The sequence below is a fragment of the Pseudomonas sp. G3-39 genome (genome assembly GCF_054790485.1).
Genome location: NZ_CP186497.1, coordinates 2,566,986 through 2,593,332, shown reverse-complemented (window position 1 = coordinate 2,593,332; position 26,347 = coordinate 2,566,986). Strand labels below are relative to the sequence as shown.

The 26,347-nt window shown below is 57.2% G+C and carries 23 protein-coding genes, 2 tRNA genes and 3 rRNA genes; 14 read left to right on the top strand and 14 right to left on the bottom strand.

Translation table 11 applies throughout. The features are described 5' to 3' along the window. Nucleotides 1–289: 289 nt before the first annotated feature. Together ACOYXG_RS11425 and ACOYXG_RS11420 are read left to right on the top strand one after the other, a co-directional pair. A complete protein-coding gene (locus ACOYXG_RS11425) occupies nucleotides 290–766 on the top strand; it encodes a hypothetical protein (RefSeq protein ID WP_027613790.1) in 477 nt (158 codons plus the stop codon). Between the two features lie 174 nt (nucleotides 767–940). Next, nucleotides 941–1,072 (top strand): hypothetical protein, encoded by a 132-nt coding sequence (locus ACOYXG_RS11420; RefSeq protein ID WP_460357784.1) that lies wholly within the window; start codon nucleotides 941–943, stop codon nucleotides 1,070–1,072. A 103-nt stretch (nucleotides 1,073–1,175) separates the two neighbouring features. On the opposite strand, the gene ACOYXG_RS11415 is transcribed toward ACOYXG_RS11420, so the two are convergent. After that, nucleotides 1,176–1,664, bottom strand: a complete 489-nt coding sequence (locus ACOYXG_RS11415) for a P-loop nucleotide/nucleoside kinase family protein (protein WP_027613789.1) — start codon at nucleotides 1,662–1,664, stop codon at nucleotides 1,176–1,178. A gap of 88 nt (nucleotides 1,665–1,752) precedes the next feature. Here ACOYXG_RS11415 and ACOYXG_RS11410 point away from each other — a divergent pair, with 88 nt between their 5' ends. Beyond that, nucleotides 1,753–2,034 (top strand): hypothetical protein, encoded by a 282-nt coding sequence (locus ACOYXG_RS11410; RefSeq protein WP_027613788.1) that lies wholly within the window; start codon nucleotides 1,753–1,755, stop codon nucleotides 2,032–2,034. A 507-nt stretch (nucleotides 2,035–2,541) separates the two neighbouring features. On the opposite strand, the gene ACOYXG_RS11405 is transcribed toward ACOYXG_RS11410, so the two are convergent. Continuing rightward, nucleotides 2,542–4,746: an OsmC domain/YcaO domain-containing protein gene (locus tag ACOYXG_RS11405; RefSeq protein ID WP_027613787.1), complete on the bottom strand. Its 2,205-nt coding sequence runs from the start codon at nucleotides 4,744–4,746 to the stop codon at nucleotides 2,542–2,544. 230 nt (nucleotides 4,747–4,976) lie between these two features. Between ACOYXG_RS11405 and proP the strand changes: the two genes are divergently transcribed. Then, on the top strand, nucleotides 4,977–6,479 hold the full coding sequence (gene proP / locus ACOYXG_RS11400) for a glycine betaine/L-proline transporter ProP (RefSeq protein WP_027613786.1): 1,503 nt from the start codon (nucleotides 4,977–4,979) through the stop codon (nucleotides 6,477–6,479). Between the two features lie 49 nt (nucleotides 6,480–6,528). Here the strand turns inward: proP and ACOYXG_RS11395 are convergent, their stop codons facing one another. Beyond that, nucleotides 6,529–7,395 carry a LysR substrate-binding domain-containing protein gene (locus ACOYXG_RS11395; protein ID WP_096796894.1) on the bottom strand — a complete coding sequence of 289 codons (867 nt, stop codon included), beginning with the start codon at nucleotides 7,393–7,395 and terminating at the stop codon, nucleotides 6,529–6,531. Between the two features lie 99 nt (nucleotides 7,396–7,494). Here ACOYXG_RS11395 and ACOYXG_RS11390 point away from each other — a divergent pair, with 99 nt between their 5' ends. The 3 genes from ACOYXG_RS11390 to ACOYXG_RS11380 are packed head-to-tail and all read left to right on the top strand — an operon-like array spanning nucleotide 7,495 to nucleotide 10,698. Beyond that, nucleotides 7,495–8,427: a DMT family transporter gene (locus ACOYXG_RS11390; RefSeq protein ID WP_257012800.1), complete on the top strand. Its 933-nt coding sequence runs from the start codon at nucleotides 7,495–7,497 to the stop codon at nucleotides 8,425–8,427. A 47-nt stretch (nucleotides 8,428–8,474) separates the two neighbouring features. Then, nucleotides 8,475–9,731, top strand: a complete 1,257-nt coding sequence (locus tag ACOYXG_RS11385) for an MFS transporter (RefSeq protein WP_096796895.1) — start codon at nucleotides 8,475–8,477, stop codon at nucleotides 9,729–9,731. Between the two features lie 37 nt (nucleotides 9,732–9,768). Continuing rightward, entirely contained in the window at nucleotides 9,769–10,698 is a 930-nt protein-coding gene (locus tag ACOYXG_RS11380) for an alpha/beta hydrolase fold domain-containing protein (RefSeq protein WP_460357779.1), read from the top strand. Nucleotides 10,699–10,779: 81 nt separating this feature from the next. On the opposite strand, the gene rrf is transcribed toward ACOYXG_RS11380, so the two are convergent. From rrf to ACOYXG_RS11355, 5 genes are all read right to left on the bottom strand, one after another. Continuing rightward, nucleotides 10,780–10,895 (bottom strand): 5S ribosomal RNA (rrf, locus tag ACOYXG_RS11375). 154 nt (nucleotides 10,896–11,049) lie between these two features. Further along, nucleotides 11,050–13,941, bottom strand: a 23S ribosomal RNA gene (locus tag ACOYXG_RS11370). 247 nt (nucleotides 13,942–14,188) lie between these two features. Continuing rightward, nucleotides 14,189–14,264: transfer RNA gene (locus ACOYXG_RS11365), tRNA-Ala, on the bottom strand. Nucleotides 14,265–14,293: 29 nt separating this feature from the next. Further along, nucleotides 14,294–14,370, bottom strand: a tRNA-Ile gene (locus ACOYXG_RS11360). Between the two features lie 81 nt (nucleotides 14,371–14,451). Then, a 16S ribosomal RNA gene (locus ACOYXG_RS11355) occupies nucleotides 14,452–15,988 on the bottom strand. The 16S, 23S and 5S rRNA genes sit together here with 2 tRNA genes alongside, the layout of an rRNA operon. A gap of 689 nt (nucleotides 15,989–16,677) precedes the next feature. Here ACOYXG_RS11355 and ACOYXG_RS11350 point away from each other — a divergent pair. Beyond that, the gene (locus ACOYXG_RS11350; protein ID WP_247843112.1) at nucleotides 16,678–17,130 is read left to right on the top strand and encodes a thiol-disulfide oxidoreductase DCC family protein; all 453 of its coding nucleotides are present in this window, start codon (nucleotides 16,678–16,680) and stop codon (nucleotides 17,128–17,130) included. 8 nt (nucleotides 17,131–17,138) lie between these two features. Here ACOYXG_RS11350 and ACOYXG_RS11345 read toward each other — a convergent pair whose 3' ends face one another. Beyond that, complete coding sequence (locus ACOYXG_RS11345; RefSeq protein ID WP_247843113.1) at nucleotides 17,139–17,627, bottom strand: DUF2269 family protein; 489 nt, start codon at nucleotides 17,625–17,627, stop codon at nucleotides 17,139–17,141. Nucleotides 17,628–17,629: 2 nt separating this feature from the next. Further along, nucleotides 17,630–18,745, bottom strand: coding sequence for a saccharopine dehydrogenase family protein (locus ACOYXG_RS11340; RefSeq protein ID WP_285374015.1), 1,116 nt, complete (start codon nucleotides 18,743–18,745; stop codon nucleotides 17,630–17,632). Nucleotides 18,746–18,881: 136 nt separating this feature from the next. Here ACOYXG_RS11340 and ACOYXG_RS11335 point away from each other — a divergent pair, with 136 nt between their 5' ends. Together ACOYXG_RS11335 and ACOYXG_RS11330 are read left to right on the top strand one after the other, a co-directional pair. Further along, nucleotides 18,882–19,916: an NAD(P)/FAD-dependent oxidoreductase gene (locus ACOYXG_RS11335; protein WP_460357775.1), complete on the top strand. Its 1,035-nt coding sequence runs from the start codon at nucleotides 18,882–18,884 to the stop codon at nucleotides 19,914–19,916. 115 nt (nucleotides 19,917–20,031) lie between these two features. Further along, nucleotides 20,032–21,153: an SMP-30/gluconolactonase/LRE family protein gene (locus ACOYXG_RS11330; RefSeq protein WP_460357773.1), complete on the top strand. Its 1,122-nt coding sequence runs from the start codon at nucleotides 20,032–20,034 to the stop codon at nucleotides 21,151–21,153. A 145-nt stretch (nucleotides 21,154–21,298) separates the two neighbouring features. Here the strand turns inward: ACOYXG_RS11330 and ACOYXG_RS11325 are convergent, their stop codons facing one another. Continuing rightward, nucleotides 21,299–22,378 carry an SDR family oxidoreductase gene (locus tag ACOYXG_RS11325; protein WP_460357771.1) on the bottom strand — a complete coding sequence of 360 codons (1,080 nt, stop codon included), beginning with the start codon at nucleotides 22,376–22,378 and terminating at the stop codon, nucleotides 21,299–21,301. Nucleotides 22,379–22,452: 74 nt separating this feature from the next. Between ACOYXG_RS11325 and ACOYXG_RS11320 the strand changes: the two genes are divergently transcribed. Both ACOYXG_RS11320 and ACOYXG_RS11315 read left to right on the top strand, forming a co-directional pair. After that, nucleotides 22,453–22,845 carry a MerR family transcriptional regulator gene (locus ACOYXG_RS11320; protein WP_027614191.1) on the top strand — a complete coding sequence of 131 codons (393 nt, stop codon included), beginning with the start codon at nucleotides 22,453–22,455 and terminating at the stop codon, nucleotides 22,843–22,845. Beyond that, a complete protein-coding gene (locus tag ACOYXG_RS11315) occupies nucleotides 22,838–22,975 on the top strand; it encodes a DUF1993 family protein (RefSeq protein ID WP_414888590.1) in 138 nt (45 codons plus the stop codon). Before ACOYXG_RS11320 ends, ACOYXG_RS11315 begins: the two co-directional genes overlap by 8 nt. A gap of 19 nt (nucleotides 22,976–22,994) precedes the next feature. Here the strand turns inward: ACOYXG_RS11315 and ACOYXG_RS11310 are convergent, their stop codons facing one another. Both ACOYXG_RS11310 and ACOYXG_RS11305 read right to left on the bottom strand, forming a co-directional pair. Further along, nucleotides 22,995–23,429, bottom strand: a complete 435-nt coding sequence (locus tag ACOYXG_RS11310) for a GFA family protein (protein WP_460357768.1) — start codon at nucleotides 23,427–23,429, stop codon at nucleotides 22,995–22,997. Between the two features lie 166 nt (nucleotides 23,430–23,595). Continuing rightward, nucleotides 23,596–23,889, bottom strand: a complete 294-nt coding sequence (locus tag ACOYXG_RS11305; RefSeq protein ID WP_041074690.1) for a hypothetical protein — start codon at nucleotides 23,887–23,889, stop codon at nucleotides 23,596–23,598. A gap of 53 nt (nucleotides 23,890–23,942) precedes the next feature. On the opposite strand from ACOYXG_RS11305, the gene ACOYXG_RS11300 reads away from it, so the two are divergent. Together ACOYXG_RS11300 and ACOYXG_RS11295 are read left to right on the top strand one after the other, a co-directional pair. After that, entirely contained in the window at nucleotides 23,943–24,365 is a 423-nt protein-coding gene (locus ACOYXG_RS11300) for an SgcJ/EcaC family oxidoreductase (protein WP_150368002.1), read from the top strand. Nucleotides 24,366–24,484: 119 nt separating this feature from the next. Then, nucleotides 24,485–25,045, top strand: a complete 561-nt coding sequence (locus ACOYXG_RS11295; RefSeq protein ID WP_150368003.1) for a fasciclin domain-containing protein — start codon at nucleotides 24,485–24,487, stop codon at nucleotides 25,043–25,045. 65 nt (nucleotides 25,046–25,110) lie between these two features. Here the strand turns inward: ACOYXG_RS11295 and ACOYXG_RS11290 are convergent, their stop codons facing one another. Then, the gene (locus tag ACOYXG_RS11290) at nucleotides 25,111–26,343 is read right to left on the bottom strand and encodes an NADH:flavin oxidoreductase/NADH oxidase family protein (protein ID WP_414888566.1); all 1,233 of its coding nucleotides are present in this window, start codon (nucleotides 26,341–26,343) and stop codon (nucleotides 25,111–25,113) included. Nucleotides 26,344–26,347 lie beyond the last annotated feature (4 nt).

Sequence of the window (26,347 nt, the reverse complement as noted above, 5' to 3'; positions counted from 1 at the left end):
GGCTACTATCTGCAATCAACTGATACCGAATATGACAGAACGACTGCGCAAGGAAATGGCTGCGCGATCGGGCCGTGGGCTGCGTTTTTTGTCCGTATCTGCCGGAGAGCCACTGTAGGAGTGAGCCTGCTCGCGACAGCGGTGTGTCAGACAACGCAAATGTCAGCGATATACCGCTATCGCGAGCAGGCTCACTCCTACAGGGTTCGGTGATGAATGTGGAGTTTTCGGTTGAAGGCGATTCCGTCCATAATCCCTCCCCCAAATGGACTGACACAGGAAATGTGAAATGGACACCACTCAATGGCTCGGTTTGTTCGAGCGCGCCTTTCAAGGCATGGAGAAGAATCTTGAGCAAGTGCTGCAACTCAACAGTTGCCGCGAGCATTGGATTCAAGCCCAGATCAGTCTGCAAGCCTGGTTCGAAGATGAGATCGAGATCTGGACGGATCTGCCGATAGGCGACCGACGCAAAGCGGACCTGTACTCATTGGACGACAACGGCGCGCCGAGGATGGTCGCCGAAATCAAATGCCTGGGCGATGTCTCGCAGGCCAAGTGCCTGGAAGGCGATTGGTCGGTGCGGGCCGATGTTGACCGGTTGCGCTCTTTCGAGTGTCCGACCCGCCTGTTCGTCCTGGTCATCGCCAAAGGCGAGCGCGAAACCAATACCGGACGGCGCCTTCGCGAAGATGAATGGGTGGATGGCCGGACATGCGTCACTGTGGATCTGCAATTTGCCCTGGTTCGGATGTGGGCGTTGTAGGTCAAGTTCTTCATCCACTTCTGCACGCGACGTGGGCCGACATCGCGGCTCGCTCGGGAGCGCCGTTGCTCAACATCGAAGTGATTTGCTCGGATCGACGTGAGCATCGTCGTCGGGTTGAGCAGCGGCAATCAGACATCACGGGGCTGACATCACCGATGTTGGTTTTCTGTTGTGAATCACGAATATGAGGCCTGGACGCAGCCGATTCTGTGCCTCGACACCGCGAATGTCAGCGTGGATCAGGCGGTGGATATCATTGTGGGAGCTAGCCTGCTGGCGATTGGGGCGAGCCTGCCAAAGTGATGGCCACTGACACGGCCCCATCGCTGGCAAGCCAGCTCCCACAGTTTTTTGCGTTGAGCTCAGGGTTGGCGGCTGCCAGAGATCCAAAGTGGGAGCTAGCCTGCTAGCGATTTCCGTGCATGACGATCTCCAGCCCCTCGCCCACTTCCGGCACCTGAAAGTAGCTGGAGATCAAATCAAACTCCGCATCCGACGCCGCAAACTCATGTTCGGCCAGCGCATTGCGTGCATGTAGCCGGACGCGGCAAGTATCGTCATCCACCGCGAGATAGTGCAGGCAATGCGGCACTTTTGCAGTATCCGCCAGCCCTCGCAGCCACTGCCGATCCGCCACGGTATTGGCCGGAAAATCCAGCACCACACTCACCCCCGCGCTAAGCACATCGATCACCAACGGCCCCAGCACGCCGCGAATCTGCCGCGCACATCGAAGGTAATCCGCCACGGATTGGATCTGCTCCGGATACAGCCGCGACAGCCACTGATCCTCACTGAGCACCAGCGCGCGGTGCTCCTCAGTCAGTGATTTGGCCAGTGTCGATTTGCCCGAGGCGATCTTGCCGCACATCAGGTGTAGTGTGGGTGCACGCATTGGGGACGCTTCCTTATGTCGATTGCTGGATAATGCCCAACGCCTGTGGGCGAGGCAATTGATGCGCATGACCCAACGAGGAACCCAGATGACCACAATCACCGCACGCCAATGCTCGTCCTGGGTGCTACTTACCCTGCTCGCCACCACCCTGGCGCTGACAGTCGGCTGTTCGAGCAAGCGCTACGCCACCAACGGCTCGAACTGCTACGCCAAAGCCGTGCCCACTTCCGGCGAAGGGGGTCTGGCCTGGGGCGATACTTTGAGCATGGCGCGCAAGAAGTCGATGAATAACTGCATGCGTTATGCGAGCCGCTCCGGAGGGACGCCGAACACTTGCCAGGTGGTGCAGGCGCAGTGCAAGCGCTGACGGCACCGATAATGATGTTGGCTGAAACGGCCCTATCGCTGGCAAGCCAGCTCCCACAGGGTTATTGGGTGGACTCAGGATTGGCGGCTGCCAGAAATCCAATGTGGGAGCGAGCCTGCTCGCGAATGCGATCTGTCAGCCAAAGCGATGGCGACTGACACGCCCTCTTCGCGAGCAGGCTCGCTCCCACATGGGGTTGTGCAGTGGACTCAGAATTAGCGGCGGGTTCCCGCAGGTTTTGCGGCGGAGACGGGATTGGCGTCCAGTGTGCCGTCCTGATCCATGCGGTTCATGGCGTTCGCGCTCAAGTACACAGCAGTATTCGTGAGAGTCATTTTGCCGACTCCATGTCCCCACAATACTCACTTGTGGTGAGGGGATTTATCCCCGATGGACTGCGTAGCAGGCCCGCTTCTTTATTGGTTGAAGAAGCCGGGCCCGCTTCACGCGCCATCGGGGATGAAACCCCTCACTACAGGTTTACTCAGCAGAAGTGACCGTCTGCTATTAGCGCTTCAACGCCGCCGCATTAGCCCGCGCGGTGTGCAGCTTTTTATAACTGTCGATCAGACGCAGGTGACGATCCAGCCCTTCGAGTTTCATGCTGGTCGGGGTCAGACCGTAGAAACGCACACTGCCGTTGACCGAACCAATCGCCGCGTCCATGCGCTCGTCACCGAACATGCGGCGGAAGTTGGCCTCGTAGTCGGCGAGTTCCAGGTCTTCGTCCAGCTCCATTTCCAGACACACGTTCACCGCCTGATAGAACAAGCCGCGCTCGACGGTGTTGTCGTTGTATTGCAGGAAGGCTTCGACCAGATCCTTGGCCTGCTCGAATTTCTGCAGGGCGAGGTAGATCAGCAGGCGCAGTTCCAGAATGGTCAGCTTGCCCCACGGCGTGTTGTCGTCGAACTCGATGCCGATCAGCGTGGTGATGTCGGTGTAATCATCCAGCTCGCTGTTTTCCAGGCCCTGGGCCAGGTTGCGCAGACCGACCTTGCTCAGGCTGTGCAGATTGAGGATGTCGGCGCGGAATTGCAGGGCCTTGTTGGTGTTGTCCCAGATCAGGTCGTCCACCGGATAGATTTCCGAGTAGTCCGGCACCAGGATCCGGCAGGCATTGGCGCCGAGGTCGTCGTAGACCGCCATGTAGGCTTCTTTGCCCATGTCTTCAAGGATGCCGAACAGGGTTGCGGCTTCTTCGGCGTTGGAGTTTTCGCCTTGACCTGAGAAGTCCCATTCGACGAATTCGAAGTCAGACTTGGCGCTGAAGAAGCGCCACGACACCACCCCGCTGGAGTCGATAAAGTGCTCGACGAAGTTGTTCGGTTCGGTCACGGCCTGGCCCGAGAAAGTCGGCTGCGGCAGATCGTTCAAGCCTTCGAAACTGCGGCCCTGCAGCAGTTCGGTCAGGCTGCGTTCCAGCGCCACTTCCAGGCTTGGGTGCGCGCCGAACGAGGCGAACACGCCGCCAGTGCGCGGGTTCATCAGGGTCACGCACATCACCGGGAATTCACCGCCCAGCGACGCGTCCTTGACCAGCACCGGGAAGCCCTGCTCTTCCAGGCCTTTGATCCCGGCGAGAATGCTTGGGTACTTCTCCAGCACTTCCTGCGGCACGTCGGGCAAAGCCATCTCGCCTTCGAGAATTTCGCGTTTGACCGCGCGCTCGAAGATCTCCGACAGACATTGCACCTGGGCTTCAGCCAGGGTGTTGCCAGCGCTCATGCCGTTGCTCAGGAACAGGTTTTCGATCAGGTTCGACGGGAAGTACACCACCTCGCCATCCGACTGGCGCACGAACGGCAGCGAGCAGATGCCGCGCTGGGTGTTGCCGGAGTTGGTGTCGTACAGATGCGAGCCTTTGAGCTCGCCGTCGCGGTTGTAAATGTCCAGGCAGTATGGGTCGAGAATCTCTGGCGGCAGCTCGTCTTTCGGACCCGGTTTGAACCAGCGCTCGTTCGGGTAATGCACGAACTCGGCGGTGGCGATGTCCTCGCCCCAGAACTGGTCGTTATAGAAGAAGTTGCAGTTCAGGCGCTCGATGAACTCGCCCAGTGCCGAGGCCAGTGCGCCCTCTTTGGTCGCGCCCTTGCCGTTGGTGAAACACATCGGCGAATGCGCATCGCGGATGTGCAGAGACCAGACGTTGGGCACGATGTTGCGCCACGAGGCGATTTCGATCTTCATCCCCAGATCGGCGAGAATCCCCGACATGTTGGCGATGGTCTGCTCCAGCGGCAGATCTTTGCCGGCGATGTAGGTGCCCGCTTCAGAGGTCGAATGCGGCATCAGCAAGGCCTGCGCATCGGCGTCGAGGTTCTCGACTTCTTCGATCACGAACTCGGGGCCGGTCTGCACGACTTTCTTCACCGTGCAGCGATCAATCGAACGCAGGATGCCCAGACGATCCTTCTCGGAAATGTCTGCCGGCAATTCGACCTGGATCTTGAAGATCTGGTTGTAGCGGTTTTCCGGGTCGACGATGTTGTTCTGCGACAGGCGAATATTCTCGGTCGGGATGTTGCGGGTTTCGCAGTACAGCTTCACGAAATAAGCCGCGCACAAGGCCGACGACGCCAGGAAGTAGTCGAACGGCCCCGGTGCCGAGCCATCGCCCTTGTAGCGAATGGGCTGATCGGCGATCACCGTGAAGTCGTCGAACTTGGCTTCAAGTCGAAGGTTGTCGAGAAAGTTGACCTTGATTTCCATGCGGGTTTACCAGAGAGCAAAAACGAATTGGCGGCCATTATCCGGGTTTTCAGCCTGACGTCTTGTGCTTTTGCGTAATCGCCGCCGGGTGGGCTCTGCTGCGTCTTGGCGGGTGCGAACGACAAAAATGCCCTGAGCAGTGAATTTTTTCGTGTCTTCTTGTATCTGACGGAAAGAACCCATGCCAGCAAAACAATGGCATCGAATCCGTTCAGCTATGAGTGACCCGCATGAAATCAAGGAAAAACAAGGTCAATCCCATCGGATTGAAAGACATCACGATTGTCGACGACGCCAAGATGCGCAAGGCGATCACCGCCGCCGCACTGGGCAACGCCATGGAATGGTTCGACTTCGGGGTGTACGGCTTCGTCGCCTATGCACTGGGAAAGATCTTCTTCCCCGGCGCCGATCCTGGCGTACAGATGATTGCAGCGCTGGCGACCTTCTCGGTGCCGTTCCTGATCCGTCCGTTGGGCGGCCTGTTCTTCGGTGCGCTGGGTGACAAGTACGGGCGGCAGAAAGTGCTGGCCGCGACCATCGTGATCATGTCGCTGAGTACCTTCGCCATCGGCCTGATACCGTCGTATGAGTCGATCGGCATCTGGGCGCCGATCCTGCTGTTGCTGGCGAAAATGGCTCAGGGCTTCTCGGTCGGCGGTGAGTACACCGGCGCCTCGATCTTCGTCGCCGAGTATGCGCCCGACCGCAAGCGCGGTTTCCTCGGCAGTTGGCTGGACTTCGGCTCGATTGCCGGCTTCGTCCTCGGCGCCGGTGTGGTGGTGCTGATTTCGACGATCATCGGCGAAGAGAAATTCCTTGAATGGGGCTGGCGTCTGCCGTTCTTCCTCGCCCTGCCGCTGGGCATGATCGGCCTCTATCTGCGGCATGCGCTGGAAGAGACGCCGGCGTTTCAACAGCATGTCGAGAAACTCGAAGAAGGCGACCGTGAAGGTCTGGCGGGCGGGCCGAAGGTCTCGTTCAAGGAAGTCGCGACCAAACACTGGCGCAGTCTGATGACCTGCATTGGCGTGGTAGCGGTGACCAACGTCACCTATTACATGCTGCTGACCTACATGCCGAGCTACCTGTCGCACAACCTGCACTACAGCGAAAACCGTGGCGTGCTGATCATCATCGCGATCATGGTCGGCATGCTGTTTGTGCAACCGGCGATTGGTTTTATCAGCGACAAGATCGGCCGCAAACCTTTCATTGTGGTCGGCAGTATCGGTCTGTTCCTGCTGGCGATTCCGGCGTTCATGCTGATCAACAGCGGCAAGATCGGCCTGATCTTCTCCGGCTTGCTGATCCTCGCGGTGTTGCTGAACTTCTTCATCGGCGTCATGGCCTCGACCCTGCCGGCAATGTTCCCCACGCACATCCGCTACAGTGCACTGGCCGCCGCGTTCAACGTCTCGGTGCTGATTGCCGGCCTGACCCCGACCGCCGTGGCCTGGCTGGTGGAAAGCACCAACAACCTGTACATGCCGGCCTACTACCTGATGGTGATTGCCGTGGTCGGCCTGATCACCGGCGTGACCATGAAAGAGACCGCCAACAAACCGCTGCGCGGTGCCGCGCCGGCGGCGTCGGATCTTGAGGAAGCCAAGGAACTGCTCAAGGAGCACCACGACAACATCGAGCAGAAAATCGAAGACATCGACGCCGAAATCGCCGAGCTGGAAGCCAAGCGCAAGGAGTTGGTGCAGCAGCATCCGCGGATCAACTGATGTAATGACTGACGGCGGCCCTGCCCGGAGGCCGCCGTCGCTCAACGCGTCACAACACGAAGCCGTCACCGATCAAGCGCACCAGAACCTCCCCCGCCTCACTCAATTCACCCGGTGCCTGCATCAGGCGCAACTCGTGCAGCGGCAACTCGGGTAATCCCTCCTCACTGCTCAACACGCGCATGCCGGGGCGCACTTGCGCACGATCAACAATGCCCACCGCCAATCCGGCCTCGATGGCTGTTTCCAGCGCGCTGGCACCGGCGCTGACAATCACTGCGCGCCACCGGCGTCCCTGCTCGCTCAATGCATCCACGGCAACGCTGCGATAGGGACAACCCTTGCCGTGCAAGGCCAGCGGTACCGGCCGGGTGAGATCCTGCGTGTAATTGTGCGCGGCGACCCACACGGGCTGGGTCAGGCCCAGCATCCTTACGCAACGCGTCGATGGCGGCGCGTCTGCGACGACCACCAGCAACGCCAGATCCAGTTGTCCGCGTTCCAGACGCGCACTCAACCGACCGCTGGCACCTGTTTCGACTTCCAGCTCGATATGCGGAAAATCTGCCGACAGGTGCGGCAACGTACAGCCCAGTACCGCGCCGGCATACTCCTCGGAAATCCCCAGGCGAACCCGCCCGCTGGCCAGCGGCGTGCTGAAACTCGCCAGCAATTGATCGTGGTGGCGCAGCAATTCGGCGCTCTGCAGGGCAAAGCGTCGACCCAGTGGAGTGAGGTTGACCGTCTGGTTATCGCGCTCCAGCAAGCGCCCGCCCGCCAGCGCTTCCAGACGCCGCACATGCAGGCTGACCGCTGACGGGCTCTTGTTGAGGAAACTCGCGGCGGCGAGAAATTGCCCGAAGCGCACGATTGCCTGAAAGGTGCGCAACAGTTCGATATCAAGGGCTTCGGCCATGCTTGAGAATTCCTGCATCAGTGGTGCGGATCGTATCGTTTGAATGCATCAGTGCTTGATTCATATCATCGAACTCATTCCTCTGTCAGGTGCCATGCGATGAACGTCATGCCTGTTCGTTTTTTACTGCTGATGGCAATGGTGGTCAGCTGGAGTTCCGGGTTCATTGGCTATCGCTACGTCGCCGATCAGGGCAGCGTATACCTGGCCTCGTTGTGGCGTTTTGTATTGGCGGCATTGTTGTTGCTGCCGTTCGCCTGGGCAGGCTTGCGTGGTTTGCACGGAAAAGACATGTGGCATCAGGCACTGCTTGGGCTATTCGCGATGGGTGGCTACATCGGACCGATTGCCGCCTCGATTCAACTTGGCGTCACGCCTGGCACTGCGTCACTGTTTGCCAATCTGTTGCCGCTGACGATCGTGCTGCTGGCCGGCAGCGTCCCAGGCCAGCGCACACGTGGCTGGCAATGGCTGGGTGTGGCGCTGTGCGTGATCGGCATGCTGCTAGCCAGCGCCGCGAGTGTCGAATGGGCCGGTGCGGGGTTGTGGGCCTACAGCTTGCCGTTACTGGCGGTATTGTCGCTGGCGGCGGCCACCTTGTTTGAGAAAGCCCGGCCGGGCGTCGCGATGCCGGCCACCACGGCGCTGTTTATTCAGGTGTGTGCGGTGATTCCTGTGTTCGCGCTGCTGGCAGGTCTTGAGGGTGAATTGCGCCCGCCGATCAGTGCAGACTTCGTCAGTGGCGTGCTGTGGCTGGTGATCTTCTCGACGTTTGGTGGCTACGGATTTTATTGGCGGTGCCTTCAGCGTTTCAGCATGCAGCGCATCAGTGGCGCGCTGTTTCTGACGCCACCGCTGACACTGTTGTGGGCGTGGATGCAGTTCGGCGATCCGCTGAGTGCCAGCGCGCTACTCGGTATCGGTCTGACCCTGATCGGGTTGCCATTGCTGGGGCGAGCGCCGAGCGAAAAAGTATGTGCCGTCGGCATTCGCCAGGAAACTAAATCCGCTGGCGACAAGTCACTGACTTAGCGGAGGTTGAGGCATTTCGCCGAACCTCGTTTATTGAAGATGCCAGCGTGGTCACTCATACCGATCGTCGCAACAACCTCTCGCTGGACAGCCTGAATTTCTTCCTCGCCGATGTGCGCGATGGTCTCGGGCCGTATCTGGCCATTTACCTGCTGGCCGTTCATCACTGGGAGCCGGCCAGCATCGGGCTGGTGATGACCCTCGCTGGCATTGCCGCCCTTGTCACCCAGACGCCCGCCGGTGCCCTGGTCGACAACACACGCAGTAAACGAGCAGTGATCGCGATTGCCGCGTTACTGGTGACCGGCAGTTGCGTGGTATTGCCCTTCGTGACGTCCTTCAGTCTGGTAGCGATCACCCAAGCGCTGAGCGCCGCCGCGGCATCGGTGTTCGCTCCGGCCATTTCGGCGATCACCTTGGGCATCACCGGGCCGCGCGCGTTCACCCGACGCACCGGACGCAACGAGACCTTCAACCATGCCGGCAACGCCTGCGCGGCGCTGCTGGCCGGTGGATTCGCGTACCTGTTCGGGCCGGTGGCGGTGTTTTATCTGATGGCGGTCATGGCGCTGTGCAGTGTAATCGCCGTGAGCTTCGTCGATGCCAACGCGATCAACCATGATCTGGCCCGGGGCCTTGACCCCAGCGACGCTACTCACGCCAAGGCGCCTTCGGGATTGGCGGTGCTGCTGACCAACAAGGCGCTGCTGATGTTCGCCATCTGCTGCGCCCTCTTTCACCTGGCCAACGCAGCGATGCTGCCACTGGTGAGCCAGAAACTGGCGCAGGTCAACTTGCAGATGGCGACGCCACTGACCTCGGCCTGTATCGTTGCCGCACAACTGGTCATGGTGCCGGTCGCCTTGCTGGTCGGGGCCAAAGCCGATGTTTGGGGACGCAAGCCGCTACTACTCGCAGGCTTCCTGATTCTGCCGCTGCGTGGCGTGCTTTATACGTTATCCGCCGACCCTTACTGGTTGGTAGCGGTGCAGATGCTCGACGGCGTCGGCGCGGGGATCTTCGGTGCGCTGTTCCCGGTGGTAGTGAAAGACCTGACGCTGGGCACTGGACACTTCAACATCAGCCTAGGCGCTCTCTCGACGGTGTTTGGTCTGGGCGCAGCATTGAGTGCCAGCGTGGCGGGCATTGTGCTGCAGGAGGCCGGTTACAACGCGGCATTTCTGACCCTGGCGGTGATTGCCGGAGTGGCGTTTGTGCTGTTGTGGCTGGCGGTGCCTGAGACATTGCCGCAGGTGGGGAATATTGAGCCGGCGCTGCAATCTAAGGAGGAAAGATTTGGCTAAGAATGTGCTTGAGTTCAGCGATAGTGATCTGGCGCAGATGCAACGCTTCAATCGCAAGCTCGCCTGGCTGCCGCGTTTTCGCATCCGCAATCGGCTGACGCCGCGTTTGATCCAGGTACTGCTGCGTGCCAGTCAGATTGTCAGCGCGGACAAACCGCTCAAGCATGACCTGCATGCGCAAAACACTGTGGTGTATTCGCAAGGTGTGTCAGTGCCTGTCCGAATCATCCGCCCGCAAGGAAAGGCTCAAGGTGTGGTGCTGGATTACCACGGTGGCGGTTGGGTGATCGGCAATGCACGGATGAACGACGACCTTAATGTCGCCATGGTCAAGACATGCAACGTGGCGGTGGTATCGGTCGACTATCGGTTGGCAGTCAATACGCCAGTTGAGGATCTCATGCAGGATTGTCTGTGCGCTGCACGCTGGCTGTTGAACGATGATTGCACGGAGTTCGTCGGCCTGCCGGTAATCGTTGTCGGCGAATCGGCAGGCGCGCATCTGGCAGCTGCCACCCTGTTAGCGCTCAAAGCATCATCCGATCTGCTGCAGCGGGTCAGCGGCGCCCTGCTCTATTACGGCGTTTACGATCTCGCCGGCACCCCAAGCGTGCACGCAGCACCTGCTGAAACGCTGGTACTCGACGGCCCGGGAATGGTCGAGGCGCTACGCTTGTTGACTCCAGGATTGAGCGATGATGAACGCCGGCAGGCGCCACTGTCTCCGCTATACGGCGACTTGAGCGGATTGCCACCGGCGTTGATGTTCACCGGTGAACTGGATCCGCTGCGCGATGACACGCTGGAACTGGCTGAGCGCTGGCAACGATCAGCACCGGTTGAAATCCATCTGCTGCCCTCGTCCGCCCATGGCTTTATCCATTTTCCGACCACCATGGCTAGTCGTGTTTTGTCCTACAGTCGGGCTTGGATTTCGCGTCAGATCAGGGCAAAAACAAGCAGTTAGGGCCTGTATTGGCAGGAAAATACTTTCCTGCGGGCAAAACAAAACCCCAACTGCTTTCGCAATTGGGGTTTCGGAATTTAATCTTGACGATGACCTACTCTCACATGGGGAAACCCCACACTACCATCGGCGATGCATCGTTTCACTTCTGAGTTCGGGATGGGATCAGGTGGTTCCAACGCTCTATGGTCGTCAAGAAATTCGGGTACTGACTCGTGACCAACTGGCCTCGCTTCAGCAAATCGGGTATGTGATACAGGTGTTTTGTGAGCAGCGCGAACTTTCGGTTCATTGCGTCTTCACACACCGCAATCTGGTCTCTTTCGAGCATTCAGATTGCTTGGGTGTTATATGGTCAAGCCTCACGGGCAATTAGTATTGGTTAGCTCAACGCCTCACAGCGCTTACACACCCAACCTATCAACGTCGTAGTCTTCGACGGCCCTTCAGGGAACTCAAGGTTCCAGTGAGATCTCATCTTGAGGCAAGTTTCCCGCTTAGATGCTTTCAGCGGTTATCTTTCCCGAACATAGCTACCCGGCAATGCCACTGGCGTGACAACCGGAACACCAGAGGTTCGTCCACTCCGGTCCTCTCGTACTAGGAGCAGCCCCTCTCAAATCTCAAACGTCCACGGCAGATAGGGACCGAACTGTCTCACGACGTTCTAAACCCAGCTCGCGTACCACTTTAAATGGCGAACAGCCATACCCTTGGGACCGGCTTCAGCCCCAGGATGTGATGAGCCGACATCGAGGTGCCAAACACCGCCGTCGATATGAACTCTTGGGCGGTATCAGCCTGTTATCCCCGGAGTACCTTTTATCCGTTGAGCGATGGCCCTTCCATACAGAACCACCGGATCACTAAGACCTACTTTCGTACCTGCTCGACGTGTCTGTCTCGCAGTCAAGCGCGCTTTTGCCTTTATACTCTACGACCGATTTCCGACCGGTCTGAGCGCACCTTCGTACTCCTCCGTTACTCTTTAGGAGGAGACCGCCCCAGTCAAACTACCCACCATACACTGTCCTCGATCCGGATAACGGACCTGAGTTAGAACCTCAAAGTTGCCAGGGTGGTATTTCAAGGATGGCTCCACGCGAACTGGCGTCCACGCTTCAAAGCCTCCCACCTATCCTACACAAGCAAATTCAAAGTCCAGTGCAAAGCTATAGTAAAGGTTCACGGGGTCTTTCCGTCTAGCCGCGGATACACTGCATCTTCACAGCGATTTCAATTTCACTGAGTCTCGGGTGGAGACAGCGCCGCCATCGTTACGCCATTCGTGCAGGTCGGAACTTACCCGACAAGGAATTTCGCTACCTTAGGACCGTTATAGTTACGGCCGCCGTTTACCGGGGCTTCGATCAAGAGCTTCGCGTTAGCTAACCCCATCAATTAACCTTCCGGCACCGGGCAGGCGTCACACCCTATACGTCCACTTTCGTGTTTGCAGAGTGCTGTGTTTTTAATAAACAGTCGCAGCGGCCTGGTATCTTCGACCGGCATGAGCTTACGGAGCAAGTCCTTCACCCTCACCGGCGCACCTTCTCCCGAAGTTACGGTGCCATTTTGCCTAGTTCCTTCACCCGAGTTCTCTCAAGCGCCTTGGTATTCTCTACCCAACCACCTGTGTCGGTTTGGGGTACGGTTCCTGGTTATCTGAAGCTTAGAAGCTTTTCTTGGAAGCATGGCATCAACCACTTCGTCACCTGAAAGGTAACTCGTCATCAGCTCTCGGCCTTAAGATCCCGGATTTACCTAAGATCTCAGCCTACCACCTTAAACTTGGACAACCAACGCCAAGCTGGCCTAGCCTTCTCCGTCCCTCCATCGCAATAACCAGAAGTACAGGAATATTAACCTGTTTTCCATCGACTACGCTTTTCAGCCTCGCCTTAGGGACCGACTAACCCTGCGTCGATTAACGTTGCGCAGGAAACCTTGGTCTTTCGGCGTGGGTGTTTTTCACACCCATTGTCGTTACTCATGTCAGCATTCGCACTTCTGATACCTCCAGCAAGCTTCTCAACTCACCTTCACAGGCTTACAGAACGCTCCTCTACCGCATCACTTGCGTGATACCCGTAGCTTCGGTGTATGGTTTGAGCCCCGTTACATCTTCCGCGCAGGCCGACTCGACTAGTGAGCTATTACGCTTTCTTTAAAGGGTGGCTGCTTCTAAGCCAACCTCCTAGCTGTCTAAGCCTTCCCACATCGTTTCCCACTTAACCATAACTTTGGGACCTTAGCTGACGGTCTGGGTTGTTTCCCTTTTCACGACGGACGTTAGCACCCGCCGTGTGTCTCCCATGCTCGGCACTTGTAGGTATTCGGAGTTTGCATCGGTTTGGTAAGTCGGGATGACCCCCTAGCCGAAACAGTGCTCTACCCCCTACAGTGATACATGAGGCGCTACCTAAATAGCTTTCGAGGAGAACCAGCTATCTCCGAGCTTGATTAGCCTTTCACTCCGATCCACAGGTCATCCGCTAACTTTTCAACGGTAGTCGGTTCGGTCCTCCAGTCAGTGTTACCTAACCTTCAACCTGCCCATGGATAGATCGCCCGGTTTCGGGTCTATTCCCAGCGACTAGACGCCCTATTAAGACTCGCTTTCGCTACGCCTCCCCTATTCGGTTAAGCTCGCCACTGAAAATAAGTCGCTGACCCATTATACAAAAGGTACGCAGTCACCCAACAAAGTGGGCTCCCACTGCTTGTACGCATACGGTTTCAGGATCTATTTCACTCCCCTCTCCGGGGTTCTTTTCGCCTTTCCCTCACGGTACTAGTTCACTATCGGTCAGTCAGTAGTATTTAGCCTTGGAGGATGGTCCCCCCATATTCAGACAAAGTTTCTCGTGCTCCGTCCTACTCGATTTCATGACTAAGAGACTTTCGCGTACAGGGCTATCACCCACTATGGCCGCACTTTCCAGAGCGTTCCGCTAATCTCAAAGCCACTTAAGGGCTAGTCCCCGTTCGCTCGCCACTACTAAGGGAATCTCGGTTGATTTCTTTTCCTCAGGGTACTTAGATGTTTCAGTTCCCCTGGTTCGCCTCTTGCACCTATGTATTCAGTACAAGATAACCATCTTATGATGGCTGGGTTCCCCCATTCAGACATCTCCGGATCAAAGTCTGTTTGCCGACTCCCCGAAGCTTTTCGCAGGCTACCACGTCTTTCATCGCCTCTGACTGCCAAGGCATCCACCGTATGCGCTTCTTCACTTGACCATATAACCCCAAGCAATCTGGTTATACTGTGAAGACGACATTCGCCGAAAATTCGCAAAACTCTTAAGAGTCACTCACAAATTTTACCTTAGCCTGATTCGTTACCAGTGAAAGTAACGTTCAGTCTATCTTTCTATCACATACCCAAATTTTTAAAGAACGATCTAATCAAAAGACTAGAAATCAGCATTCACCATCTCAGCGATGGAATGCTCATTTCTAAGCTTTCAAACTTCAGAAGCAGTGGTGGTGGAGCCAAGCGGGATCGAACCGCTGACCTCCTGCGTGCAAGGCAGGCGCTCTCCCAGCTGAGCTATGGCCCCGTATTTCTACAGGTTTCCCACACAAAAATTGGTGGGTCTGGGCAGATTCGAACTGCCGACCTCACCCTTATCAGGGGTGCGCTCTAACCAACTGAGCTACAGACCCAATTTCGGGCTGCTTCTATCGTCTTCTTCAATGAATCAAGCAATTCGTGTGGGAACTTATGGAGCAGCTGATGTCGTCGATTAAGGAGGTGATCCAGCCGCAGGTTCCCCTACGGCTACCTTGTTACGACTTCACCCCAGTCATGAATCACACCGTGGTAACCGTCCTCCCGAAGGTTAGACTAGCTACTTCTGGTGCAACCCACTCCCATGGTGTGACGGGCGGTGTGTACAAGGCCCGGGAACGTATTCACCGCGACATTCTGATTCGCGATTACTAGCGATTCCGACTTCACGCAGTCGAGTTGCAGACTGCGATCCGGACTACGATCGGTTTTGTGGGATTAGCTCCACCTCGCGGCTTGGCAACCCTCTGTACCGACCATTGTAGCACGTGTGTAGCCCAGGCCGTAAGGGCCATGATGACTTGACGTCATCCCCACCTTCCTCCGGTTTGTCACCGGCAGTCTCCTTAGAGTGCCCACCATTACGTGCTGGTAACTAAGGACAAGGGTTGCGCTCGTTACGGGACTTAACCCAACATCTCACGACACGAGCTGACGACAGCCATGCAGCACCTGTCTCAATGTTCCCGAAGGCACCAATCCATCTCTGGAAAGTTCATTGGATGTCAAGGCCTGGTAAGGTTCTTCGCGTTGCTTCGAATTAAACCACATGCTCCACCGCTTGTGCGGGCCCCCGTCAATTCATTTGAGTTTTAACCTTGCGGCCGTACTCCCCAGGCGGTCAACTTAATGCGTTAGCTGCGCCACTAAGAGCTCAAGGCTCCCAACGGCTAGTTGACATCGTTTACGGCGTGGACTACCAGGGTATCTAATCCTGTTTGCTCCCCACGCTTTCGCACCTCAGTGTCAGTATCAGTCCAGGTGGTCGCCTTCGCCACTGGTGTTCCTTCCTATATCTACGCATTTCACCGCTACACAGGAAATTCCACCACCCTCTACCATACTCTAGCTTGCCAGTTTTGGATGCAGTTCCCAGGTTGAGCCCGGGGATTTCACATCCAACTTAACAAACCACCTACGCGCGCTTTACGCCCAGTAATTCCGATTAACGCTTGCACCCTCTGTATTACCGCGGCTGCTGGCACAGAGTTAGCCGGTGCTTATTCTGTCGGTAACGTCAAAATTGCAGAGTATTAATCTACAACCCTTCCTCCCAACTTAAAGTGCTTTACAATCCGAAGACCTTCTTCACACACGCGGCATGGCTGGATCAGGCTTTCGCCCATTGTCCAATATTCCCCACTGCTGCCTCCCGTAGGAGTCTGGACCGTGTCTCAGTTCCAGTGTGACTGATCATCCTCTCAGACCAGTTACGGATCGTCGCCTTGGTGAGCCGTTACCTCACCAACTAGCTAATCCGACCTAGGCTCATCTGATAGCGCAAGGCCCGAAGGTCCCCTGCTTTCTCCCGTAGGACGTATGCGGTATTAGCGTTCCTTTCGAAACGTTGTCCCCCACTACCAGGCAGATTCCTAGGCATTACTCACCCGTCCGCCGCTGAATCCAGGAGCAAGCTCCTTTCATCCGCTCGACTTGCATGTGTTAGGCCTGCCGCCAGCGTTCAATCTGAGCCATGATCAAACTCTTCAGTTCAAACATCTTTGGGTTTTTAAGAAACCCTAAACTTGGCTCAGCAATCGTTGGTTACATCTTTGATTTCTCGCGGAGTAACTTGTGATGCTGATAATCTTGTTGACTATCAGTCTGACTCCACAAGCACCCACACGAATTGCTTGATTCAGTTGTTAAAGAGCGGCTGGTTAAGATCTTTCGTCTCAACCGAGGCGCGCATTCTACAGCAGCCTCATTTGCTGTCAAGTGATTATTTTCAGAAGTTTTCGAAGAATTCTTCAACAACTTCAACCACTTGCGCTTCCGATCTCTCGTTAGCGGGAGGCGAATTCTACAGCGTTACACGCCGCTGTCAACACCTCTTTTTCTCCGCTTTCGACCGAGAAGATCGAACCGTCAAAAGAGCCAAACATCACCGCTCTTTCAACTTCTTCCAGACTTCGATGAACTGAAGCAAGCCGCCGTCGAAAACTGCGTAACTCATTGAATCTCAAGGAGTTTTCCGTTTCGACTGCGCCGGAAGTGGGGCGAATTATAGACCTCCTGAATCTGCCGTCAACCGTTAATTTCAGGTTTCTATCAATGCACCGAAAAAGCCTGCTTATATATAGACGCACCGTCAACAGATGCGCAGCATACGGTCCATCGCCTAAAACAACGCCTTCGGATGATGCCTCACAATGACAGCCCAACTTCCTGGACCCCGGCCCTTGCCCGGCTCCCGAATACGCCCTACCCCAGCGCCCCTGCTCAATCCAGGCGAGACCGTGGTGCTGTTCGACGGCGTCTGCAAGCTATGCAACGGCTGGGCGCGTTTTCTGATTCGCCACGACAACAAACAGCGAGTGCGCCTGGCGGCAGTGCAATCGCCGGAAGGTCAGGCCCTGCTGGCATGGGCCGGTCTCCCGGTGGACGAATTCGACACTATGGCGGTGATCCGCGACCAGCATTACTGGGTGCGCTCCGATGCGTTCTTCGAAGTGATTGCACAACTGCCGGCTCGTTGGTCGCTGGTCAGGCTTCTGCGAGTTTTCCCACGAGCACTTAGAGACTGGACCTACGACCGCGTGGCACTGAATCGCTATAAGATCTTCGGCAAGTACGACACCTGCCTGTTACCCGACCCCGATCACGAACGACGCTTTCTCAAGTCGCCAATGTGAATGCTCAGCTACATCAACTGCAGCCACTGCCCCGGCGTCATCTTCGTCACCATCATCAAGACAATCACGAACATCCCGAGAAACCCGCAAACGCCCATCCAGAACCACTGCCGATAAACAGCCCGGTAATCAGCATCAAGCCTTGCGCCACATTGCACCGCGTCCGCCGCCATCCCCAGCAAACGTTTCTGTAGCAACAGCACCGGCAACCAAAGCAAGCCCACTATAAAGAACAGGATCAGCGACATCAGCACCCAGTCCGTGGTCAAGGGCAACCCGGAAAACCTTGTCAGCCAATAACCCGTCGCGATCTGGATGAAGCCCGCCGGCGTGGTGATCCAGGCGTCATAGCGCACGACCATTCTCGCCACATGCGCAATCACTTGCGGATTGGCCGTGCGACTGGCGGCGATCAGGTACAGATAGGAACCCATGCCGAAGCCGAAGAGGAAAATCGCAGCGATGACATGCACGTACTTCACGCTCAGATAAAGCATGCTCAACGCATCCCGTCAGAGAAAATCACGGACAGGCCAAGATTCTGCGGATCGTTGATCGCTGCCATGTATTCGTCGACGCTGATCTCACCAACACATGGACGAGCCCCCGGTTCGGGCAAGTAACCTCGGGCGATCTTCGCGGCCAGAGCGACGGCAGCACAACTAGGGATCTCCGGCCCCTTGTCATTCAGCGCAGTCAGTTGCGCCGTCATCGACAACGGCTGGTCGTTCAAACCGACACCCTGCACGTCTATATACATTGCACTTTTGCCATCACCGAAACGCTCAAACCATGTCCCCCAGCGATGCAACCGGGCCGCCCACACCCTGTGGTCACGCACCAGCCCTTTCCTCATCGCCAGCGCAAACAGATAATTGGCTACGCCGCCGAGCTTGAGGCCAGCGCCTGCCTTGAAACTCAATGTGTGCGCACCAAACCGGCTGGCAAAGATGTCCATGTCCGGCACATCAACATTGGCCAGCGCACGAGTGCCCAGGTTCTGCAGCTTGCGCAAGGTCAGGTCTTCCCAGCCCATCACCTCATGCACTTGACCATTGCGCAGTTGGCGGATCGGTTTGCCCGCATACGCCAGCACGCCCTCGATTGTCGACAACCCCGGCATTTTCGCTGACGAGGAAATGCCGTGCTCGATCGAGTCGATGCGTTTGAAGTGATGGCGCTGCTCATCGATGATCGCCGACGACAGCGTCGGCACCGAACTGCAACCACTGAGGATGACGACACCGGCCTCTCTCGCCCGTGCATCGAGTACGCCGATGCCATTGACGAACGTCCGGCAGTCCGCCAGATCGCAATAGTTGACGCCCGCCTCGATGCAGCTTTCGGCCACCGCATAGGATTGCCCCTGGAACGGGCCGCCCGTGTGAATCACCAGTTGAATATTCATTGCGCGCAGAGCAGCGGTGAAACCGGCGCCCATCGCATCACCACACCAGCGCTCGCAGCTCGCCCCCAACTCAGCAACCTTGCGCTCCAGCTTCTGCGGATCGCGCCCCGAGATCGCCAGTTCGACGCCCGGCATGTCGATCAGATGCCGACAAACGATACTGCCAAAGTTTCCATACCCGCCAACCACCAACACCCTGAGTGCCATCAACGCTTCCCTGAACAATTCAACAACTGACCCGTAACCGGATTCGGCGCAGCTTCCCTGATATCACCGGGCCAGGCAAGCCTGCGTCAAAGGGCGGCGATGTAGTAACGTCAGCGCCTCGACAACGGAGGTTGATATGAGTAAACGAATCATCGTCATCGGCGCGGGAATCGTCGGCGCGTCAGTTGCGTATCATCTCGCCGCGAAAGGTGCACACGTCATAATGGTCGAGGCCGGTGAGATTGCGTCCGGTGTGACGGGCCGCTCCTTCGCCTGGATCAACACTTCGCACGGCGGACCGGATTCCATTGCGCCGTTGCGCGCAGCGGCCATCGCAGAATACCGCCGACTCGAATCCGAGCTGCCGGGGCTGAAGGTGCGCTGGGCCGGTGCGCTGTCTTACGGCGATGGCCGGTTTCAAGCGCCTTCTATATATAGCGCGCAGATTCTCGAGCTTGAACCCAACCTCAAACATCCTCCAGAACGGGCGTTCTTTGCCGCCGAAGAAGGCGCGCTGGATGCCGTGCAGGTAACGCGGGCCTTGATTGCAGGTGCGCAGGCGCATGGAGCGACTCTGCTTACCCAGACGCCAGTGCTCGGTTTGCAGATTCTGGACGGTATCGTCAGCGGCGTGATCACTGCGACGGGCAAGCACGATGCCGACGTTGTCGTACTGGCAGCCGGAACCGCCACCCCGCTGTTGGTGGATCAACTGAACGTCACCCTGCCCATCGACGCCTCACCCGCAATATTCATCCGTTACAAAACCCAACCCCAACGAGTGAACACGATCATCTCCAGCCCCGAAATGGAAATCAGGCAAGACACTGACGGTACGTTGCTCGCTGCAGAAGACTATGTAGATGAGGCACCGCTAAACAGCGCGCAAGCCATCGCACAGAGAACGGCCAAAGTCATCCAGCACGAACTGCACGGGGTGCTATCTATAGAGCCGGAACTGGCGTGCGTCGGCCTCAGGCCAATGCCTGTCGATGGCATTCCAGTCATTGGCTATCTGCCGAACCTCAGCGGTGCCTATGTTTGCGTCATGCATCCGGGCGTGACACTGGCGGCAGTCGTAGGACGACTGGTGGCCGAGGAGATCGTCGGGGGAGGCTTTGCGACCGCGTTAGCGCCGTGTCGGCCGGATCGATTCCAGTCACCGGTTTGAGTGATTCACCCGCGATAAAATGCAGCGCTGGCGGCGGCATGTCAGCTTGTACGATGTCTTATCAGAGGGTATTACTACGTCTCCTCAACAAAAATAAAACCACGGAGATCGCTACATGGACTCATTCCTGTCCGCCAAGCCTGAAAGCCTTGATCAAGCGAAAGGCAATACCCGCCGCAGTTTCCTGAAAAAGTCGCTCGCTGTTTCCGCCACGCTCGCCACTGTCGGCAGCGCCGCACTGCCCCGCTTCTCCGATGCCGCCGAACCCTTGAGTCAGCGCTACCCTGATCCACTGATTCATATCCTCGACGACAGTTTCCTGGAGCTACGCGTTTTCAACGCCAGTGTTGAAAAGCTCGCCACCGGCATGCGCTGGGCCGAAGGACCGGTGTGGGTCGGTGATGGCCGGTATCTGTTGGTCAGCGACATCCCCAATAATCGCATCATGCGCTGGGACGAAATCACCGACTCCTTCACGGTGTACCGCGAACACTCAAACTTCTCCAACGGCATGTGCCGGGATCGACAAGGGCGTCTGATCGTTTGCGAAGGCTCCACCACCACTAGCGAAGGGCGCCGCATCACGCGCACCGAACACAATGGCACGATCACCGTGCTGGCCGACAGTTTCGACGGCAAGCCCTTCAACTCGCCCAACGACATCGTCTGCAAAAGTGATGGCTCGATCTGGTTCACCGACCCGCCATTCCAGACCGGCAACAACTACGAAGGCCACAAAGTCACCCCGACCCAACCCCACGCCGTGTACCGCATCGACGGTGAGAGCCAAAAAGTCACTCGGGTAATCGACGACCTCAACGGCCCCAACGGCCTGTGCTTTTCTCCCGATGAAAAGACCCTGTATATCGTCGAAGGTCGCGCCAAGCCCAATCGCTTGATCTGGGCGATTACGGTGAAAGACGACGGCACCCTGGGTGAACGCCGCAAGCACATCGAAGGCTTGGACTATGCCGCGATTGACGGCATCAAGTGCGACGAAGCGGGCAACCTGTGGTGCGGCTGGGGCGGTAATGGTGATCCCAAGGCCGACCTGGAAAAACTCGACGGCGTGCGTGTTTTCAACTCGCAAGGCAAGGCCATCGGGCACATTTCATTGCCAGAGCGCTGCCCGAACCTGTGCTTCGGCGGGCGCGAAGGCAATCGACTGTTCATGGCCAGTAGTCACTCGATCTACTCGTTGTTTGTAAATACGCGTGGGACTACGTTTGCGTTGTAAAAGCGACGCCGGTCTCGCGACAGTTCCGTGAGTAGCGAAACAAGATCCTGCCGCGCATCCGAGGCTGCGCGGTGACGATCCTTGTCGCTGAATTGTCGTTCGATAGCATGCCGCCCTGTATCGACGGCGCCGCCCAAGGGAGAAGTCAGAGTGCCTGGTTCTTGGCTATGCAATACGCGTTGACGAACGTTGCCGTGTGCTGCAAAGCCTGACGTATATCCGGTTTGGCTATTCCATGCCTGTTGGCAAATTGCTCGACCGCCGCGGTGTTGAAACGAGTGGTCTGGATAAAGTCCAAGGCTTCGGGTTTTGTATTCAAAAACCACGCGACCGGAGGAATACTCAGTAGCCACTTCAGCAGTCGGAGTGAAATGTGATGTTTGGGAGACTTCAAGCCCAAAGGTTTAGCCACCTGTGCCAGGAGTTCTCGCAAGTTTGGCGTTTGATCATCAAGCACCAGCAGTTCCTCGCCCACCATGGCAGGATCAAAAGCACAAACAGCCACCAGTTCGACCAGATAATCCACGGTGACCAGTGGCAGCCAGTGCTCGGCGGTACCGGGCACTGCAGTCATCTTGCCCTGCACCAGGTTGCGTATCAGCGCCACCAGCGGCTGACCGTCAACGATATGCCCGGTGCGGCTGTGGCCACAGACCGTCGCAGGGTGGACAACGGTCATCTCACCACCCTTGGCGGACATGACCTGCTGGGTCGCAAAATGCGCCTCCAGCTTGCTTGCCTCGTATCCACCGACACGTCGGTAGACGGCGGGCCAGTTCGTCAACTCCGGCTGACGAGGATCAATGCCGATGCGTTGCAGATGTTCATGATTGTTCAGCATGTAGCCGCCGATCATCACTAAACGGCTTTTTTGCTCAGCCGCCAACAGCGCCACACGCTTTGCCCCCTCCACATTCACCGCACGAGACTGCTCCATCGAAAGCCCCCATGCGAAGTGAGCGCCCAGATGGAATATGACGCTGGCGCGCCTCAGCACCTCCTGATCAGCCAGGCTCAGCCCGAGATTGTCCTGTTCCAGATCGCCAGCCACGGCAAATACCCGTGTTGCGCACCCGCCTAAACTATCAACTTGCTCGCGCAACGCAGCCAGCCGCTCCGGGCGACGCATCAATACCCGAAGGGTGTGACCTTTTGCACTCAGGTTCGCCAGCAAATGTTGACCGATGAAGCCGGTTCCTCCCGTGACAAAGCACTCCACGCTCATTTCCCTGTTCCTTGTTGAAGGTGAGAAATCAAGCGTAAAGTATCGACCCAACTCTACAGTCAAGCGGTGTTTTCATGAAAATCGGCGAACTCGAGGCTCGCAGCGGCGCCAGCCGTCATACGTTGCGTTACTACGAGCAAATCGGCCTGATCTCACCGCTGCGGCAAACCAACAACTATCGTGTCTACACCGAGCAAACCCTGCAGGATCTGGACTTTATCCAGCGCGCGCAAAGCATGGGATTTTCCTTGGGGGAAATAGGCGAGATTCTGGATGCGCAGCGCAACAAGCTGATCGACTGTGCTGACGGCGCGAAGCTGATTGAAAAGAAGATGGCCGAAATCAAACAGAAAATTGCCAACCTCCAAAGCATCCATCGGTATCTGGATGTTGAGCGTGCGGCCCTCGAAGCGAGTGCTGCCAGGCAACTTGAGCTTCAACAGTTGAGCGACGCTGCCAATCATTGAGCCTAAGGCAAATGTCGTGGGGAGGCTCCGGCGCAAAGTGTGCTGTGCCTACAACATCCTGCGCCACAACGGTGTGCCGCTGAGCAAGGCGGATTATGTGCAGCACATGTTTGCGTATCTAAGGAAGTAATTGCAGCGCGAGCTTCGGGTCAATCAGGATTGACCCGGAGTTTTTGCAGAAGAAACGCCAGTGACTCCACCGCCCCGTGATAACTCTGCGTTGAAAGCTGCGTATCCCATGACATGGCATCGTCCACACAGAAATCGCCAACGCATTCCATGCTCAGATCCTCATCGAGCAGTCCGAGCGGAATCCACACGTAAGGCGATTCGCGAAGCGGGTTGGGCACGGTCGAGCCGCACTGTGCGCAGAAGTCGTTTCTGTAGCCGCTGGATTTGATCCAACTGTTGATCGAGTCCTGCCCTGCGTCCCAACGAAAGTCCCGAGCGCTGACCAGAGTAGCGAGGTTGAACCCGACACCGGTTTGTTTGCGGCACAGTGAGCAGTGGCAGCGATAGAAAAAGCGCGGTTCCACTGAGAGGGAAAAGCGTACCGCCGCGCAAAGACACTGCCCTGTTGTCATGGGGACCTCCTTGGAAAAACGATTGATCAGGCGCTGGCGTCAGGTTTAGAAACAAGCGCGCCGGCAGAACCTCAGGTTACAGACAGAATTTATTGCGCCAAGCGTTGACAGAGATTTGAATGGAATCGTCTATCGAGATGGCGATCCCTCCTTTTGCGCTCAAAGCCTAAATCAGCTTTTCGACCAAAACCGTGTCCGCCTCGATAGACATATCGCCAAAATCGCCCTCGAGAGATAGAACGTTTTCAACAAAGCTGATCCCTTCCAGCTCTCCGAGGACGCGAGAATTTTGAATGTGCAGAGCACCGAGACTGATGGGCAACTCTGCGCCATCGATATTCCACGCCGTCAGTTTGCATCGGCATCCGTCCTTCAGGCTGACGACCATTTCGAAACAGCGATGTGCCTGATCCAACGTGAACGATAAAACGTCGCTACTTTCGAGCGCTTGTACATCCATACTGAGCTTCTTATGTTTAAAAGCGCATTCTAACGATCTGCGAGGCCTCGGCCATGACTCAGATAAAAAAACCCGAAGACGCTCCCGCCGCATTCCAGGCAGCCTGGAACGCTCACGACATGGCGGCACTCGGAGCTCTGTTCGATCCGCAAGCGACGTTCGTCAATCGTTTCGGCCACTTCGTTCGGGGCGTCGAGCAGATCGGTGCGCTGCACGCGCCCATTCACCAGACGATCTATCGTGACTCCACTCTTGAGAATGAACTGATCGATATCGACCCTGTTGCTGACGGGGTGGCGATCATTCACTTCTGGAGTCGTTTGTCGGCCGGTGCTGCGCATCCGGCCGGAGCGCATGTGGTGGATACGCTGATTCTCGCGGTGCTGATCAGGCAGAACGAGGCTTGGCGCATCAGAGCGCTGGAGAATGTGACCCTGACCAACCCGCGCACAGGTGAAGCCACCTTGCGTGATTAGCAGTAATCCGTTTCAGCGCACCGCAAAAGGTTTTTCGCTGCATGCTGCATCCGTTTCACTCCCTGCTCCGTACATTCAACACCCTCATTCGAAGGGTCGAAGAATCAAGGAGACGCACCATGCACATGCTCATCAAACGCCTTGCTGTCGCTTGCTTTACCCTGCTCTGCCTCGGAGCCGGATCCAGCTTTGCTGCCGATACCGTGATGGTTGGCGGCGCGGCTATGTATCCGACCAAGACCATCGTCGAAAACGCAGTCAACTCCAAGGATCACACGACCCTGGTCGCTGCGGTCAAGGCCGCCGGGCTGGTGGATACGCTCAACAGCAAGGGCCCGTTCACCGTCTTCGCCCCCACCAACGAAGCCTTCGCAAAACTGCCCGCCGGCACGGTCGATACATTGCTCAAGCCTGAACACAAGGCGGACCTGACCAAGATCCTGACTTACCATGTCGTCGCCGGCACTCACACGGCTAAACAGTTGATGGACGACGCCAAAATGCACGGCGGCAAAGTGATGCTGAAAACCGTCCAGGGCGAATCGCTGACCGTGATGTTGCACGACGGCAAGCTGTGGGTACAGGACGCCAAAGGCGGCAAGGCGGCCATTACCATCGCGGACGTCATGCAATCCAATGGCGTGATTCATGTGGTCGATACGGTGCTGATGCCGAATTGATTGGCTGACGTTGGCGGGCTCTCGTCAGAGCGTCCGCCAACGTCAAGATTGAAATGCCTTGCGACTCACGCCGAACGCTTTTCCATCCAGCGCCGATATTGCCGAGTGCGAAACGCCATGGCGATCTGCTGCAAAATCAGCGCGCGTAACGGTGACACCCCCGGATCAGGCTTTTTCGCCCGACTGAGTTTACCCAGCTGAAACTTCACCACCGCCATGTTCGCCAAGGCCGCAATGGCCTTGTTTTTCCAGGTGATCGGCGGTAATTGCGGGGCGTTGTCCTTGCCCTGCAGCCAGTCACGCGGCAGGTACGGATCGATGGCCAACGCGGTACCGATGCCGACCATGTCCACACCACTCTGCACAACGCTTTCGGCCACCGGACGACGGCGGATGCCGCCGGTGACCATCACTGGCATTTTGGCAACGGTCTGAAGGTCCCGGGCAAATTCGACGAAATAGGCCTCGCGAGCCAGGGTTCGACCATCACGCGCCTCACCCTGCATGGCCGGAACTTCGTAGCTGCCACCGGACAGTTCCACCAGATCCACGCCCAGATCGTTGAGCAGTTCAACGACCTTTTTCGCATCGTCAGCGGTGAATCCGCCGCGCTGGAAATCGGCGGAATTGAGTTTGACCGCTACGGCAAACTCTGCAGAAACCACCGCCCTGACTGCCTTGACGATCTCGACCAACAACCGCGCGCGGTTCTGCAGAGAGCCGCCCCACTCGTCCGTCCTTTGATTGGTCAGTGGCGAGAGAAACTGGCTCAACAGATAGCCATGAGCGGCGTGGATTTCCACCCCAGTGAAGCCGGCCTGTTCACCCAGGCGTGCGGTATTGGCAAAGCGCTGGATGACGTCCTCGATCACACTGGCGGTCATGGCGTGGGGCGTGGCGAAACGCTTGGACAGTTTGCCCAGCTCCAGCGGCACCGCTGACGGCGCCCAGGTTTTCTGCCCGAGGTTGGACTGCATCTGGCGCCCCGGATGATTGATCTGCAACCAGAACTGCGCACCGGCAGAACGGCCGATCCGCGCCCAGCGCTTGAACTTGTCGAGTTGCTGATCATCCTGCAGCACCACGCCGCCCGGCCCGGTCATGGCGCGGCCGTCGACCATCACGTTGCCGGTGATAATCAGCCCGGCACCACCGTCGGCCCATGCCTGATACAGACGCATCAGTTCTGCAGAGGGCGCCTGGTCGGCGTCCGCCATGTTTTCTTCCATGGCGGCTTTGGCGATGCGGTTCTTGATGGTTGAACCGTTGGGTAAGGTCAGGGCGTCGAACACATTCATGGGG

What these genes read in the sequence shown, in the direction of transcription:
- ACOYXG_RS11425 (WP_027613790.1), top strand. Translation starts at nt 290, where the DNA reads ATGGACACCACTCAATGGCTCGGTTTGTTCGAGCGCGCCTTTCAAGGC.
- ACOYXG_RS11415 (WP_027613789.1), bottom strand. Translation starts at nt 1,664, where the DNA reads ATGCGTGCACCCACACTACACCTGATGTGCGGCAAGATCGCCTCGGGC.
- ACOYXG_RS11410 (WP_027613788.1), top strand. Translation starts at nt 1,753, where the DNA reads ATGACCACAATCACCGCACGCCAATGCTCGTCCTGGGTGCTACTTACC.
- ACOYXG_RS11405 (WP_027613787.1), bottom strand. Translation starts at nt 4,746, where the DNA reads ATGGAAATCAAGGTCAACTTTCTCGACAACCTTCGACTTGAAGCCAAG.
- proP (WP_027613786.1), top strand. Translation starts at nt 4,977, where the DNA reads ATGAAATCAAGGAAAAACAAGGTCAATCCCATCGGATTGAAAGACATC.
- ACOYXG_RS11395 (WP_096796894.1), bottom strand. Translation starts at nt 7,395, where the DNA reads ATGGCCGAAGCCCTTGATATCGAACTGTTGCGCACCTTTCAGGCAATC.
- ACOYXG_RS11390 (WP_257012800.1), top strand. Translation starts at nt 7,495, where the DNA reads ATGAACGTCATGCCTGTTCGTTTTTTACTGCTGATGGCAATGGTGGTC.
- ACOYXG_RS11380 (WP_460357779.1), top strand. Translation starts at nt 9,769, where the DNA reads ATGCAACGCTTCAATCGCAAGCTCGCCTGGCTGCCGCGTTTTCGCATC.
- ACOYXG_RS11345 (WP_247843113.1), bottom strand. Translation starts at nt 17,627, where the DNA reads ATGCTTTATCTGAGCGTGAAGTACGTGCATGTCATCGCTGCGATTTTC.
- ACOYXG_RS11340 (WP_285374015.1), bottom strand. Translation starts at nt 18,745, where the DNA reads ATGGCACTCAGGGTGTTGGTGGTTGGCGGGTATGGAAACTTTGGCAGT.
- ACOYXG_RS11335 (WP_460357775.1), top strand. Translation starts at nt 18,882, where the DNA reads ATGAGTAAACGAATCATCGTCATCGGCGCGGGAATCGTCGGCGCGTCA.
- ACOYXG_RS11330 (WP_460357773.1), top strand. Translation starts at nt 20,032, where the DNA reads ATGGACTCATTCCTGTCCGCCAAGCCTGAAAGCCTTGATCAAGCGAAA.
- ACOYXG_RS11325 (WP_460357771.1), bottom strand. Translation starts at nt 22,378, where the DNA reads ATGAGCGTGGAGTGCTTTGTCACGGGAGGAACCGGCTTCATCGGTCAA.
- ACOYXG_RS11320 (WP_027614191.1), top strand. Translation starts at nt 22,453, where the DNA reads ATGAAAATCGGCGAACTCGAGGCTCGCAGCGGCGCCAGCCGTCATACG.
- ACOYXG_RS11310 (WP_460357768.1), bottom strand. Translation starts at nt 23,429, where the DNA reads ATGACAACAGGGCAGTGTCTTTGCGCGGCGGTACGCTTTTCCCTCTCA.
- ACOYXG_RS11305 (WP_041074690.1), bottom strand. Translation starts at nt 23,889, where the DNA reads ATGGATGTACAAGCGCTCGAAAGTAGCGACGTTTTATCGTTCACGTTG.
- ACOYXG_RS11300 (WP_150368002.1), top strand. Translation starts at nt 23,943, where the DNA reads ATGACTCAGATAAAAAAACCCGAAGACGCTCCCGCCGCATTCCAGGCA.
- ACOYXG_RS11295 (WP_150368003.1), top strand. Translation starts at nt 24,485, where the DNA reads ATGCACATGCTCATCAAACGCCTTGCTGTCGCTTGCTTTACCCTGCTC.
- ACOYXG_RS11290 (WP_414888566.1), bottom strand. Translation starts at nt 26,343, where the DNA reads ATGAATGTGTTCGACGCCCTGACCTTACCCAACGGTTCAACCATCAAG.